The sequence below is a fragment of the Bacillus seohaeanensis genome (genome assembly GCF_042684945.1).
Classification (GTDB): Bacteria; Bacillota; Bacilli; order Bacillales; family Bacillaceae_B; genus Rossellomorea; species Rossellomorea seohaeanensis.
On the sequence record NZ_JBHUMF010000036.1, the window covers coordinates 1 to 1567 of the forward strand.

The 1567-nt window shown below is 43.3% G+C and carries 1 protein-coding gene; it reads left to right on the forward strand.

Annotation, left to right across the window (positions count from 1 at the left end):
• Positions 1-496: 496 nt before the first annotated feature.
• Positions 497-1531 carry a tyrosine-type recombinase/integrase gene (locus ACFSUL_RS21270; protein WP_377938361.1) on the forward strand — a complete coding sequence of 345 codons (1035 nt, stop codon included), beginning with the start codon at positions 497-499 and terminating at the stop codon, positions 1529-1531.
• Positions 1532-1567 lie beyond the last annotated feature (36 nt).

The window sequence follows — 1567 nt, forward strand, 5'->3', positions numbered from 1 at the left end:
ACACTTGTAAGGCTTTTTTGTGTTCGAAACTATTAAATTAAGGGAGTGATAAACAAAAAAGTAGAGTGATTAATTATTGGTCTGCTTACAAAGCAGAAATAAGAAAAGTGTTAATTACACGGAGGATGAAGTAAAGGGAGCTGGATCTCTTTACTTTTTTTGTTGCATGATCCAGCGCACAGATATGGAAATCCGCAACCTTGTAAATGGTCGTTACCAACACAAGGCGGTCTTGGCTAAGGAACATCAATAGCGAAGGAAACAAGAAATTGCGTCGACGCAAGAAAAAGCAGGAGGCTTAAAAACAGGCTCGCCTCGGTAAATATGGAGCGGAAGGCTGAATGGAAGTTTGTACTTTGATAATTGGATAGTTGCGTGATATAGAATCGCCCACCTTATGCGAGTGCGCTCGCATTCTCGCTCGTAGAGCGAAACGCGTAGCGTAGCGGAGCATAAGGTGGCGGGACATTTGGGCAAAAAATAAGGGAGGATTGATGTGGGACGACGAGGAAAATCTAGCATTGTTCACGATGTAAAAGCAGCTGTGAATGAGCTAGATCGAATAGGACAATCAAAACGAGATTTACGAGCAAAAGGAGAACATGGAATACATTCTTTGAAACAAAAGAAAGAGACGCTCTCAGCGGCTCAAAATTTTGCCAAATGGACGAGAAGTGTGTTCGGGGTTAAAAGTGTTTATCAACTAAAAGAAGAGCACTACAAAGCGTATATGAGCCATTTAGAGAAAGAAAACCGGTCTGTAGGACATAGAAGGAACGTCGAGACTGCCTTACGGCACTTGCAAAAAGGAATGAACCTACGCAGTGAAAAGTTTGGCAAAGAAAAGCACGTCTTTGTTCCAGAAAAGAGACTTACCAACTGGAGGGAGGTAAAAAAACCAACAGACAGGAGTTATAGCCGGGAGGAGTATCAAAAGATTTTAAAAAATGTCCCGGCACGTTCGCGTGATGCTGTGATGCTCTGTCGAGAACTCGGATTACGCGTTCGGGAAGCAGTTCGAGTGGAGGTGCAGCACTTTGAAAAAACGGATCATGGCTCAGGATGGAAATTATTTATTGAAAATGGAAAGGGAATTACGAAAGGAGGAAGATTTCGTGAGGTAGAGGTTCCAAAACAGTTTCGTGCTGACCTTGAACGCATGATAGACGGGAAGACAGAACAAGAAAAATTGGTTCCTTTGCAGCGAGATACAGTCAGAAGAGCGGTCAATGAAGCCTGCCGAAAAACAGGGATTCTCCAGAAAGGTAGAGGGCTGCATGGATTTAGGCACGCTTATAGTCGCGAACGCGTAGAAGAATTGTTTAAAGACCGAGAGATTTCGGAAAGTGGCCGAACGATGGTGGATCGGATAATGACAAACCGAGATAAAGGCAGAGGGGCTGATTATGGAATGGTATCTGAACGAGATAAAGAGATTTTTAGACAAGTTACAGAAGTAATGGACCAAGTTCATGAGGAAATCGGACATGGAAAAGGACGCTGGGATCTAGCAGCAGTCTATATGAGGTAGGGAGGACAAAGCATGGAAAAGGAATACGAAAAAGAA